At 45.3% G+C, this 13,656-nt stretch carries 6 protein-coding genes; all 6 read left to right on the forward strand.

All coding sequences use genetic code 11. From position 1 onward, the window contains the following. The first annotated feature begins 34 nt into the window (after positions 1-34). The 6 genes from BUA34_RS02230 to BUA34_RS02255 all read left to right on the forward strand — a co-directional run bounded on the left by BUA34_RS02230 (position 35) and on the right by BUA34_RS02255 (position 13,628). On the forward strand, positions 35-1,489 hold the full coding sequence (locus BUA34_RS02230; RefSeq protein WP_072827096.1) for a glycosyl hydrolase family 8: 1,455 nt from the start codon (positions 35-37) through the stop codon (positions 1,487-1,489). Positions 1,490-1,932: 443 nt separating this feature from the next. After that, on the forward strand, positions 1,933-2,889 hold the full coding sequence (locus tag BUA34_RS02240) for an Rpn family recombination-promoting nuclease/putative transposase (protein ID WP_175545408.1): 957 nt from the start codon (positions 1,933-1,935) through the stop codon (positions 2,887-2,889). A gap of 3 nt (positions 2,890-2,892) precedes the next feature. Next, positions 2,893-3,072 carry a hypothetical protein gene (locus tag BUA34_RS02245; protein ID WP_072827098.1) on the forward strand — a complete coding sequence of 60 codons (180 nt, stop codon included), beginning with the start codon at positions 2,893-2,895 and terminating at the stop codon, positions 3,070-3,072. 381 nt (positions 3,073-3,453) lie between these two features. After that, positions 3,454-10,518: a CUB domain-containing protein gene (locus BUA34_RS02250; RefSeq protein ID WP_139255853.1), complete on the forward strand. Its 7,065-nt coding sequence runs from the start codon at positions 3,454-3,456 to the stop codon at positions 10,516-10,518. A gap of 184 nt (positions 10,519-10,702) precedes the next feature. After that, complete coding sequence (locus BUA34_RS15835; RefSeq protein WP_175545409.1) at positions 10,703-10,861, forward strand: hypothetical protein; 159 nt, start codon at positions 10,703-10,705, stop codon at positions 10,859-10,861. Between the two features lie 340 nt (positions 10,862-11,201). Further along, entirely contained in the window at positions 11,202-13,628 is a 2,427-nt protein-coding gene (locus tag BUA34_RS02255) for a hypothetical protein (RefSeq protein WP_072827100.1), read from the forward strand. Positions 13,629-13,656: the final 28 nt, after the last annotated feature.

Here is a 13,656-nt window from a genome sequence, read left to right on the forward strand (position 1 = left end):
AGATTTAACGGCCCTTTGGGCATAGGAGTTGTGTATGAATTGTTTGGCAAAATTGGGTCTTGCAGGCCTCTTTGCTTTTGGTCTTGCTCAGGCTAAGGTGAACTTCCCGTTTCCGCAGATGTCCGATTATGGTGGAAACGCGACGCTTTTGAGCGACAAGGCTAAGGCTTCCGAAGAATTGAAGTCCCAGTTTGCTTATTGGCTCAAGACCATGTACAACGAAGAAGGCGATGTGGCCGGTGTGCGTTCTAACCCGGGTTCCAACGAATACTTCTCGGAAGGTGTCGGTTACGGCATGCTTTTGATGGTCTACTTTAGCGACAACACGACGAGCTATCAGTCGCAATTCGATAAAATTTGGAACTTCTACAAAAAGATGATGAACGAAAACGGCCTGATGGTGTGGAAGGTCGGTAATCTCAACCAGGCTTACGATAAAGGTGCCGCTCTCGATGGCGATATCGATGCTGCAGCCGCTCTCGTGATGGCTTACTACCAGTTTGGCGATGAAAAGTACAAGGAAGATGCCAAGAAACTCATTCAGTCCATGAAAAAGTTCGAATTCGAATCGAACGGTTTGCATTTGCCGGGCGACAAGTGGGGCGATGCCGGTTACAACCGCAAGAATCCGGGCTATTTTGACCCGGCCTACATGCCGCTTTTTGCCTTGGTCGATACTGAAAATGCCGATTTCTGGAACAAGACTGCTTACGATGCCAACATGAAGTTGTATGAAGCTAGCTCTGCAGAAGTTACGACCGGCCTTATCGATGACTGGACTGACAAAAATGGCAAGAGCGAAGATGACCAATACAGCTACGATGCTTCCCGCGCTCCGTGGCGTAACGCCAAGGCCGTTTGCTGGCATGGTGACAAACGAGCTCTCGCTCTCGACAAGAAAATGGCTGAATTTGTTTCTACAGTGTCTGCTTCGCGCATGAGTGGACCGGTTAATCGTTCGTCTGGCGGTCTCGGCAGTGATCACAACAGCACGTTTGTGACTTCTCTTATGACGGCCTTGATTTCGGATGCTAAATACCAGTCTAAGCTTGACGAATACTGGAAAGAAGCCGTCGCTCTTGGCGATGAAAATTACTTCAACCAGTCTCTCAAACTTTTGAACGGTTTGCTCGTTTCGGGCAACATGCCGAATCTTGCCGCTGCAACTCCTGCGGGCCCGGTTTCTTCGAGCTCTGTTCCGGCTAGCTCCAGCTCTGTGGAATCTAGCTCTAGCAATGGTACGATTGCCTTGCCTACAGCGGTGACTAACGCTCCGAAAATGACGCTTTCGGGCAGAACGCTCCAGCTTGAAACTGACGGAAAAGTTCATGTTGACCTGATTTCTGTGACAGGTAGCGTTTTGAAGTCGTTCGATAAGGATGCAAGGGGCACTGTCGCCATCTCCTTGAATGGCGTTCCGAGCGGTCTCTATGTTGTGCGTGTCAAGAACGCTAATTCCGCAGTCCTTAAGAAGATTAAGTTAGACTAAGTCATTTAATCTAAATTGTGAATAGGAAAAAGTCCGGGAACAGTCAGTTCTCGGACTTTTTTTGCTTGATGAAAATTTTACAGAATTTTTTAGTACAAACGGACTTTAAATGCGTGTTAATGTAATAGGGCGTGTTCAAATCACTTCGTCCCACGTAAACAGAGGATAAAATGGACTCTCAAAATAAACAATGTGCAGACCCGGTTCTTGAATAACTTGGACTCGGGCATTTTTACCATGGAGATAAACCGCTAGTTTGGATTGTTCAGCCTCATTCGGCTCATACGTCATTGCACGATGTGCATGACCAAACGGCTCAGCTATGTCAGCCCACAAGTGGTCTGACGCATCGTTCGCCTTGTACGTCATTGCGCAAAGCGCATGACTGGTTCGCCTCGGCAATAGGAGCGCGAGCGTTCCTGCTGCACTCGGCTCCCACGTCATTGCAAGCAACGCGAAGCAATCTAGGCGAAGAAGAACTTCACGAAGATATTGCCTCGTATAATGCCGAAGAAAGCGATCTTTCGCAATATTTTGTGAAGGAAGGTGAATTTGGACCTTACGCAAGTCTCTTGTACGACAAGACTTTCAAGAAGGCTTTTTCTCCTGATACTAGGCGCGGAAAACGCAATTTGTTGAATCTGCTGAATGATATGCTCGAAGGGCAGATTCCGCAAAAGATTAAGGATGTGGCCTCGCAACAGCCGGAACTCAATGATTCCGGTAGTAAGGCGTCAAAATCTTCAATTCTTGATTTGCATTGTCGTGACGAGCGGGATAATTTTATTGAAATTGAGGTGCAGATTCAGCGTGAAACGAATTTCTTGAAGCGCTTGGTGTTCTATTCAAGCCAGATGATTGTGCAACAGGGTGAACCCGGTCCCGACTGGGATTACGATGTCAAGCCGGTTTATGTGATTTCGTTTGCCCGTTTTCGGGTATTTGATGACAATCGTCCGCTCCACCGTGCCGGAATTCTCGATTATGAAACCGCGAAGCAGCTGGTTGACTGTGCAAATTTCACGATTGTGGAACTTCCGAAGGTCGCTAGGATGATTCGCAAGAGTGATTCGGAGGTTGCCAAGTGGTTGTTCATTTTCCGCTATTTGGACCGTCTCAAGGAGCTTCCTCCCGCGCTAAAAACGGAAAAGTTCGAGGGCTTGCTTCCGTTTGCCGAACTAGCTAGATTTAATAAAAAGGAACTCAAAAGGTACAGGTATATTATGCACTTGAAATGGGATCGATATGCTCAAGAATTGGCTTTTGCTGAAGATCATCCTGATTTTGTCAAGAAAATCGAGGAAAAAGTGGTAAACGCAATAAAGCAAAATATGCAAAAGAAAAATCTTTCTCCAGATGTTATAAGGGAATGTCTTGATTATTCGGTGTCAAAGGGGTAGGTTTTGACGGAAGAAGAACTGGATTACCTTGCTTGGATTAAGATGAAAGGTATTAAAGAAAAGGCTCGCGAAATAGCGACGAAAATGCTGTTGAAAAACAAGCCTTTAGCAGAAATCATCGAGTTTACGGAGCTTCCTGAATCTGAGGTTCTTGAGATTAAGGCTACCTTAGATCAGAAATGATGAAAATCGCGGAGGCGAAGATTTAAATAACCGGTCCTATGGGCCGTTTTTTTATATGAAAAAATCCTTTGACTAAAATTGAAATGCTGTCTGCCTACTGAAAAATAAGTACCGGAAAATCGGGCCAAAACGCCGTGTAAGAGTTGCTTGACAAAAAAAACGTATTTTTGTATCTTTGGCCGCAATGAATCGAGGTGTTGTCCCCCGTTGCTTGCCTAATAACGGCAAAGCAGGGTATTTTGAGGGTTGGAGTCGAGTGGAAGGAATCTCTCTGGCGCAAGTCTTGCAGAGAGTAGAGCTCGTATGCGCTGTAGCGCCTCCGTTTAAACAAACACCTTTACAAAAATTTTCAAATACATCATATTACCAGGAAGGATTAACATGAAGTCAAAAATTCATGTGTTTTCGCATATATTCACAAAGTTCACTGAGCTAGCCAAAGTGAACTTGCTGTTGTTTGTTCTATTTGCCATGTTTGCGGTACCGTCGGCATGGGCTTCTAGTTCTTTGTCAGGAACTATTAAAACTGCAGATGGGGGTTCTTTGAGAGCTAGGGATTTTTCGTCTCCATCTATGTTTTGCAGACCAGGAGTCTTATATGCTAATGAAGGTGATGAAGTCTCTTTGTTGGTTTGGGAAGGGGATTTGCAGGGTGTAGATATAAAGTATCTCCCAGAATCTCTTTATGGTACTGATAGTGCTTCCGTGAAATACAATGCGTTTGTGGGTAACGGATTGGATAGCGTTGTGTTTACCATGCCTGCGAAAGATGTTGTTGTAACCCCTAAATTTTATACGACTTCTGTAGGTCGTTTCTACAATATGCCTCATTCGGGAACGATGACGGTGAATATTCCGAGCGCCGTGACTTCTTTCAAGGTGTATGATGATGGTGGTGCATCGGGAAATTATTCTCGAAATTCGACATTCGGTCATCCTGATCCATCATATTTGGATTTGATAGCTCCTGAAGGTTATGCATACCATGTGACGGGATCCTATGATTTAAATGGTAGTCTGGATGGACTTTATATTTTAAATGGATTAGAACACAATGTTCAAAATAAGATTTGGTATAGTACGGATGCTTCTGGGACAATAGATGTTGTGTGCCCCAATCCGAAAATGACGATACAGCTGAATGCGTTTTCAGGAGGCTCATCAGGTCTTAACTTGACGGTAACGCTTGTTCCTCTGACTTATTCCATTACCGTTGAAAATCCTTCTAATGGAAACGGTAGCATTATAAGCAATGTTTCTTCTGCTGCGACGGGGGCTACTATTACTTTGACTGCGAAACCTAACGATGGCTATGTGTTAGAGAGCGTCATCGTCATCAATACGGCGACAGGAACTGCCGTTGCAACTTCTGGTGGCTGGGAAACAAACAATGAGGTGACCTTTACGATGCCTCTCGGCAATGTGAAAGTGACATCGACATTTGTGGCGAATACTTATAGCATTATCAAACCGTATGTGACAGGAGGCAAAATTTTGGGCGTCTCCCAAGCTACAGTCGGTTCAACTGTTACTTTGACTGCAAATCCTTTAAGTGGATACTTTTTCAGTAGTGTGAGTGTTACTGATGTGAATAAAAATCCTGTGAGTATAACAGGTGGAAATGAATTTTTTGGCAGAAACTTTAGCTTTGTGATGCCTATAGGTGATGTTAAGGTGACTCCGAGTTGGACAACAGACTGGAGCGCCGCAGGCGGGCTTTACATCAACATGCCCACGAATGGTACAATTAACGCGTCAATTCCAAAAGGAGTAAAGTCTTTCAAAATCTATGATGATGGCGGAAGTGATGGGGACTATAGCAATAATAGCGACGGTACGCTTGTGTTGACTGCTCCATCTGGATATCTCCTAGAGTTGACCGGGTCTGTGAAAACGTATTCTTATGAATATAATTCTGAATATAGATGTGATGGTGACTATTTGAATGTTTACGATGGGGAAAATAATACGGTCGCAAGTCTGCTGAACCAGAAGAATGGCTGTTCGTCATATAGTGGTTCTTATTGGTCTCCTGTGGACAAGGTTATGAGCAGTGGCAATACAATGACTCTCAACTTTAAGTCGGGATCCAGTGGAACAGATGGCGGACTTGATCTGATGGTTACCTTGCGTAAACTAGAGTTAGAATTAGAAGACGATGGTAAAGGTGGCAAATATGTGAATATGCTTGTCAAGCATACAGCTTCGCTTGAAATCCCGAAAGATGTGACCTCTTTCAAAATCTATGATGATGGCGGAAAAGATGGAAACTATAGCAATAACAGCGACGGTTTGCTTGTGTTGACAGCTCCATCTGGATATCTCCTAGAGTTGACCGGGTCTGTGAAAACGTATTCTTATGAATATAATTCTGAATATAGATGTGATGGTGACTACTTGAGTGTTTACGATGGGGAAAATAATACGGCCGCACGTCTGCTGAACCAGGAGAAAGGCTGTTCGTCATATAGTGGTTCTTATTGGTCTCCTGTGGACAAGGTTATGAGCAGTGGCAATACAATGACTCTCAACTTTAAGTCGGGATCCAGTGGAACAGATGGCGGACTTGATCTGACAGTTACCTTGCGTAAACTAGAGTTAGAATTAGAAGACGATGGTAATGGTGGCAAATATGTGAATATGCTTGTCAAGCATACAGCTTCGCTTGAAATCCCGAAAGGTGTGACCTCTTTCAAAATCTATGATGATGGCGGAAAAGATGGAAACTATAGCAATAATAGCGACGGTTTGCTTGTGTTGACGGCTCCACCTGGATATGTACTAAAATTGACCGGGTCTGTGAAAACGTATTCTTATGAATATAATTCTGAATATAGATGTGATAGTGACTATTTGAATGTTTACGATGGGAAAAATAATACGGCCGCACGTCTGGTGAATCAGAAGAAAGGTTGTGGAGGGTATGTTGGTTCTTATTGGTCTCCTGTGGACGAAGTTAAGAGCAGTAGCAATACAATGACTCTCAACTTTAAGTCGGGATCCAGCGGAACAGATGGCGGGCTTGATCTGACTGTTACGCTAGAAAAGGTGAAGTATGCGATTACGATGAAATCGGCTTCGAGTGGAACAGGAACTCTTAGTGTCAATGGTGACAAGACTGCTGATACGCTTGGTTCCGAGATTTATTTGACCGGTTCAGATTTGTTCAGTAATGTGAGTGTCGTTGACAAGGACAATAAGCCCGTCAAGGTAACCACTTATACATTTGACCGTGCTCGGTTTACGATGCCAGCAAGCAATGTGACTATTACCCCGTCTTTTGCTACAGAAATGACTGCTGAAGGTGGTCTCCATCTCGATATGCAGAGAAATAAGAAATGGGACATGGATATTCCGTGGAAAGTCAAGTCGTTCTATTTGTACGATAATGGTGGCGATAATGGTGGCGAGAATGGTGAGTATGAAAATTTAAGTAATGATACTTTGACTCTTAATGCTCCTGCGGGATTTTATCTGGTCGTGACGGGTTCTGTTACACTAGAAAGGGGCTATGATTCTCTTTACATTTTTGATGGTGCTAATACATCTGTTACTAAGTTGTTTGGTTCGACAAGTACATCAACGGGTAAAAAAACGGATATTGGAACCATTACAAGTTCTGGTCGTAGCCTTACATTCCGATTCAAGTCGGATGTTTCAGGAACATATCCTGGTCTCGATTTGAAAGTTTCTGTAGTGCCGATTGAATACGAAATTGCTGTTGTTGATCCTGATAATGGTCGCGTTGAGTGCGATAAATCCAAGGCGGCGATGGATTCTTTGGTAACCTTGCAATGGGAAGGCCAAACGGGCTATATACTCAGAGATGTTGATGTTGAAGATGCTTCCAAAAACAAGATTGCTGTCAATGGCGGTTGGTATTCACAGTATGTGACGTTCTCCATGCCAAATAGCAGAGTGACTGTAACTCCGAGCTTCACGAATAACTGGACTGCCGAAGGCGATGGTGGTCTTTACATCAATATGCCAAAGGTTGGAACGGTCAATGCTGAGATTCCTGCAAAGGTGAAATCGTTCAAGGTGTATGACGATGGTGGTGCATCGGCCAACTATGCAAGCGGTTGTAATGGTACGCTTGTGCTTAACGTTCCTGAAGGCTATTTATTGGAATTGAGTGGAAGTGTTACTACCGAAAATCCGAATTCTTCGGGAACAATCTTTGATTACCTGAATGTCTATGATGGTGTCGATAATACCGCAGCTAAGTTGGTTGACAAGAGGACTGGGTCTGCGACTGTATCTGCTGTTCGTAGCACGACTCGGAATTTGACCTTGTTCTTCCATTCTGATGGAAGTGGAGTGGCAAAAGGCCTTGATTTGACTGTGAAGCTAATCAAGTCGTTTGCTAATGTGACAGTCGCGGATATTGCATCCCAGATTTACACCGGCTCCGCGATTTGCCCGGAAGTTGTTGTGAAGGATGGCGAAACTTCGCTTGTGAAGAATACGGATTATACGGTTGTATGTTCTGATAACATAAATGCCGGCACGGCGACTGTGACGATTACTGGTGCTGGTGCTTATGCAGGTGAAGTAGTGAAGACGTTTAATATTGTTCCGAAGTTTACACCTTGGATTGGTGCTGTAGCGGATGCTACTAAGCCTGCAAAGGTTGAAACCGGTCTGGATAATGAAACGCATACTTCAGGTTACTGGTATGTTTTGGACGATAGTGCTGATGAAGGACTTTCGAATGTCGTTTGGGGAAAGACTCCTTTAACAACGAATATTGTTCCCGCTTGCGGAGGTATCTGTGGTACTGCTAACCTGGAAATGGGTGGTATGATGTATAATCCGTGGGTTGAGCTCAGCTTTGACATTGTTGGACAGACTTCTGCAGATAATTCGACTCCGGTATCTGCAGATGTGTCCGCTTGGGAAGGTGTCTGCTTGACGTACAGGTCTGAAGATGCTCCTGAATTGGTGCTCGGTCTCGGTGCTTACGATGCGGATATCGGCTATGCCAATCCGGAGGTCTCGTTGACTGCTACGGATGGCAAAAGAGTATGCGTTCGCTGGTCCGAATTCAAACAACCTGGGTGGGCTAGCAAGGAAAAAATTTCTGGCGATGAGGCTGCAAAACGTCTTGCATATCTAGGCTTCCGAATCCAGGGAAAAAGCGGCAGTAAGTATAAGTTCAATATCTGTGCGGTTGGACCGTACGGTAGCGAAAATGAACTGCCGGAAAGCTGCCCAGAAGCGCTCAAGCCGCTTAATCTTTTGACAGTCGAGGATATTGCGTCCCAAATGAACACCGGCTCTGCGATTTGCCCGGAAGTTGTTGTGAAGGATGGCGAAACTTCGCTTGAAAAGAATACGGATTATACGGTTGAATGTTCTGATAACGTAAACGCCGGAACGGCGACTGCGACGATTACCGGTATGGGCGATTATACTGGTGATGTAGTAAAGACGTTCGAAATTATCCCGCAGTTTACTCCTTGGATTGGTTCTGTTGCTGATGCTACTAAGCCCGCAAAGGTTGAAACCGGTCTGGCAAATGAAACGAATACAGCCGGTTACTGGTATGTTTTGAACGACAATGACGAAGGCGGTCTTTCTAAGGTTATTTTGGGAAAGAATACTCTAACAACGAACGTTGCTCCCGCTTGCGGAGGTATTTGCGGTAAGGCTGAGTTTGATAAGGGAACTTTGGGTTATATGCCGTGGGTAATGCTCAGTTTTGATATTGTTGGACAGACTTCTGCAAGTAATTCGAACCCGGTATCTGCGGATGTGTCCGCTTGGGAAGGTGTCTGCCTGACGTACAGATCTGAGCGTGCTTCGGAATTGTTACTCGGTCTCGGAGACTACGATGCGGCTATCAGCTATGACTATCCGTTGGTTTCGCTGCCTGCTACGGAAAGCCAAAGAATATGTGTTCGCTGGTCTGAGTTTGAACAACTTGGGTGGGGACGCTTGGCCAAGATTTCTGGTGATGAGGCTGCAAAACGTCTTGCATATCTAGGCTTCCGAATTCAGGGGGGTAGTGGCAGTAAGTATAAGTTCAATATCTGTGCGGTGGGCCCGTACGGTAGCGAAAACGAACTGCCGGAAAGCTGTCCGGAACCGCTCAAACCGCTTAAGCTGTTGACTATCGCCAATATCTCGTCCAAGACTTATACGGGTTCTGCAATTTGTCCGGAAGTTGTCGTGAAGGATGGCGAAGCTTCGCTTGATAAGGATACGGATTATACGGTTGAATGTTCTAATAACGTGAAAGCCGGCACGGCGACTGCGACGATTACCGGTATCAACGATTATACTGGTGTGGTTGAAAAGAAGTTCTCAATCGCAAAGAAGGAAATCTCGATTGCGTGGAGCGAACAGACTTCTTTTGAATACAACGGAAAAGCTCAAACTCCGACTGCTACGGCTATTGGCTTGGTTGAAGGCGACAAATGCGATGTTTCTGTGTTGGCTGGAAAGTATATCTATGACGAATGGGTTGATGCCATTAATGTTGGTGAATATACAGCCAAGGCTTATGCATTGAGCAACGACAATTACAAACTGCCTGCAACGGGTATTGAAATGAAGTTCTCAATCGTGCCGAAGGAAACGGACTTTGCCGCAGTTCAGGTGCTCAAAGATCAAAAAGGCACGCGAGCAATTATCAATGCTGATTACTCCGGCAAGGAACCGCTCAGCATCCCTGACCCGATTGTAGTTGATTCTGTTGAAGTCAATCGCGAACTTACACCGCTCACGCCTGCGACGACCGTTCTGCCGTTCACGTTGCCCGAAGGAACGACGTTCAACGCGAGGTTCTATTACGTGAAGGAAGTGGTGCAGAAGGGGTGCTCTTGGAATGCTACGATGAAGTATATCGGTACGGGAAAACTCCCGGAGGCGAATACGCCGTATGCAATTATCTTGAACAAGGGTGAATCGAATCTGAAATTCGACATGCATGGCAAGCAGGCCACCGTACAGACGGGCGAGATTGCCGATAAGACTGATGCAACTGGCAAATGGCTTTTCAAGGGCCTCTATTCGTACAAGGTCTGGGACGATGACGATAAGGAACTTGGTCTTGCCTATGCCTTTGCCGGTAGCAACGATGATGGTGTTGCCAAGGGCGAATTTGGCAGAATCGTTGCCGGGGCTTATGCAGTCCCGATGCGTTCTTACCTCAGAAAAACTGGTGCTGAAGTGCGTTTGAACTGCCCTGCTGCAGCACGTGCATGGGGCGCAGGCTTGAACAACGCAGCCTCTGCAAATGCCAATGCTGATGTCATCAATGTCAATTTTGTCGAAGATGACGAAAACGGCGAAGAAAAGACTACGGCGGTTGGCCACCTGAATTCTGTCACGGGTGAATTCAAGATTGACCGCTGGTACGACCTTAAGGGCCGCCCTGTGAACAACGTCAATCGTGTCACAAAGGGTGCGTATTACGGAAAGAATGTTTTGAAGAAATAAAAAATGAGAGAATTATGAATAACGAACAAAAGAAAGAATATACTTCTCCGAAGATGGAAATCCTTGACTGCATGTTTGAAAGTCCTCTGCTGCAAGATAGTTGCGTTGGAGACGGATGTGTGAATGTGAATTTCGATAATTCAGAGCCTCTGTCAGAGTAATCCGAACCATAGAGGAATGTTATATGACGAAAAAGGAATACACATCTCCCGAAATGGTGGTGATACAATTGAAATACAACGCTGCGCTTATGCAGGGTAGCAATGTTGACCCTGGTGATAAGGGTGGTACAGTTGGAAAAATCATCGGTTTGGCTCCATTTGAAGAATCGTGCAATGGCTAAATAGATAAGGCTAATATCTGTAGAACACCTCGGATGTAAAAATCTGGGGTGTTTTTGTTTGATTTTTTATACGCTTTGTCTGTTTTGAATGAACTTTTTTGAATAATCTTTGTTTGTAAATATTTGTTTGGGTTTATGTGAACTTGTTTTTACATCTAAACGAAATTGTAGACTTTTCAAGCTGTAAAAATAAAATTACAGCAGTGCTGAAAATGCCGAAATTTTGCAAATTTGGCGGTTTTGTATCTATATGATATAATTGTTGTATGATTTTTGTTATTATGTATAAATGATTTACTACATTTATTCAACCTTAAAATAAACTAAAAAAGGCAAATAAATGAAAAACATTAAGAGTACATCATTGCTCTTGGGCGTAGCCTCTGCTATGGCTTTTGCTCAAGACGGCGCCCCTTGTATTCCGTTCGTGAATGGCACTGGTCATTATGGCGATAATTGCTATAATGCCGGCCTTGACGACATGGTGAAAGGCAAGTGCTATACTATGAATCCGGATCGCAAGCTTGAAAATCCGCAGTGGATTAACAACTTTGCATCCCAGACATGGTGGTGGGTCGAAACGGACTGCATTGAAGCTCCGGCATCTTCTAGCTCTGTCGAAGAATCCAGCTCCAGTGTTGCACCGGCATCTAGCTCCAGCGAAGTCGTTTCTTCTAGCTCTGAAGAACCGGCATCCAGCTCCAGCGAAGTTGCTTCTTCCAGTTCCGAAGAACCGGCATCCAGCTCTAGCGAAGTTGTTTCTTCTAGCTCTGCTGAACCGGTTTCCAGCTCCAGCGAAATTGTCGTTGTTTCCAAGTGCGTTGAATTCGTAAACGGCTCTGGCAACTACAATGGCAAGTGCTTCAACGCCGGTCTTAACGACATGGCTGAAGGCAAGTGCTACAAGATCAACCCGGAACGCGGTCAGGTTAACGACCTCTGGATCAATAACAGAGCCGTTGACGCCTGGTGGTGGGTTGAAACTCCTTGCGCAGACGAACCGGCATCCTCCAGTTCCGTCGCAGAATCTTCTAGCTCTGTTGAAGAATCCAGCTCTAGCGTGGAATCTTCTAGCTCTGAAGAAGTCTCTAGCTCCAGTGTAGAATCTTCCAGCTCTGAAGAACTTTCTAGCTCTAGCGAAGAATCCTCCAGCTCCGTTGAAGAATCTTCTAGCTCTGTCGAAGAATCCAGCTCTAGCGTGGAATCTTCCAGCTCTGAAGAAGTCTCCAGCTCTAGCGTTCAGGTAGAAATCGTTGAACTCTGCATCGATTATAATGGCAAAACCATCAATAAAAACAATGTTGCAGATAACTGCTATAAGTCTGGCTTGAAGAATATGGCTAAGAACACGTGCTATACCATCAACCCGGAAGTAAAATCTACACATGGTAGAGGATATGAGGGTTATAGCACTGATGTGACGAAGAAAAAGAGTAGTTATAATAAATATTGGTGGATTACAACTCCGTGCACCGCTGAAATCATCGTCTCCAGCTCCAGCGAAGAAGTTTCTTCTAGCTCTGAAGAAGTCTCCAGCTCCAGCGAAGAAGTTTCTTCTAGCTCTGAAGAAGTCTCCAGCTCCAGCGAAGAAGTTTCTTCTAGCTCTGAAGAAATCTCCAGCTCCAGCGAAGAAGTTTCTTCCAGCTCCGAAGAAATCTCCAGCTCCAGCGAAGAAGTTTCTTCCAGCTCCGAAGAAATCTCCAGCTCCAGCGAAGAAGTTTCTTCTAGCTCCGAAGAAGTCTCCAGCTCCAGCGAAGAATCTTCCAGCTCTGTTGAAGAATCCAGCTCCAGCGAAATTGTCGTTGTTTCCAAGTGCGTTGAATTCGTAAACGGCTCTGGCAACTACAATGGCAAGTGCTTCAACGCTGGTCTTAACGACATGGCAGAAGGCAAGTGCTACATGCTCAACCCGGAACGCGGTCAGGTTAACGACCTCTGGATCAATAACAGAGCCGTTGACTCCTGGTGGTGGGTTGAAACCGCTTGCTCCGACGAACCGGAATCCTCCAGCTCCGTCGTAGAATCTTCTAGCTCTGTTGAAGAATCCAGCTCTAGCGTGGAATCCTCCAGCTCTGAAGAAGTTTCTAGCTCTAGCGAAGAATCTTCTAGCTCTGTTGAAGAATCCAGCTCTAGTGTGGAATCCTCCAGCTCTGAAGAAGTTTCTAGCTCTAGCGAAGAACTCTCCAGCTCCAGCGAAGAATCCTCCAGCTCTGTTGAACCGATTTCTAGCTCTAGCGAAGTTGTCGTTTCCAAGTGCATCGAATTCGTGAACGGCTCTGGCAACTACGACATCAACTGCTACAACGACGGTCTTCTCGAAATGGCAGAAGGCAAGTGCTACGCTCTGAATCCGGATCGTATTGCTGATGGTCAGTACAAGCAGCAGTGGATCAACAACATTGCTACTCAGGATTGGTGGTGGACGGAAGTTCCTTGCGATGACGAACCGATTATTCTCATCGACGACAAGATCAAGCCGATTGAAAAGGTTCTCGGTCGCGACAATGGCACGACTGCAATCGCAGCAGCTGTTGAAGCTAAGTCCAACATTGCATTCATGAACAACACCTTGAGCATTGCAACGACCTCTAACGGTGCTAAGACAGTTAAGGTGTTCAGTGTCCGTGGCGACATGCTCCTCTCTGAAACATTCTCCGGCGCTTCTATGAGCTTGGATATGTCTAAGTTTGCGGGCAAGGGTGCTGTAATCGTTCGTCTCGCTGAAGGCCGTAAGGTTCTCGCAACGAAGCGCATTGCAGTTCGCTAATTCGCTAACGCATAAATTCAGTTTGTGA

Origin of the sequence: Fibrobacter sp. UWB12 (assembly GCF_900142485.1) — a bacterium.
Classification (GTDB): Bacteria; Fibrobacterota; Fibrobacteria; order Fibrobacterales; family Fibrobacteraceae; genus Fibrobacter.